This window comes from Neokomagataea anthophila (assembly GCF_018122595.1).
GTDB lineage: Bacteria > Pseudomonadota > Alphaproteobacteria > Acetobacterales > Acetobacteraceae > Gluconobacter > Gluconobacter anthophilus.
On sequence record NZ_JAGRQH010000218.1, the window covers coordinates 1 to 221 of the forward strand.

A 221-nucleotide genomic window follows, 5' to 3' on the forward strand; every position below is an offset into this window, starting at 1 on the left:
CGTGCGGGCGGCGAGATCGGCTATTACCGGCCGCAATACACCGCCGGGACGCATCTGACCTTTGATCGCGCTTGCTGGCATATTGGGCTTTTTAACTTGATATCCGGTGTGCTGGCGCGGCACGAAATCCGGCGTATTCTGGCTAGAAGGGCTTTCGACCCTCACATCAAGCGCGCCATCGGCTGCATCTTGATTGCCGCCAGCGGTTACCGAAGAACTGG

The 221-nt window shown here is 58.8% G+C and carries 1 protein-coding gene; it reads right to left on the reverse strand.

The features are described 5' to 3' along the window. On the reverse strand, positions 1-221 hold a 221-nt coding region (locus KB213_RS12515), incomplete at both ends, for a hypothetical protein (protein WP_211683590.1).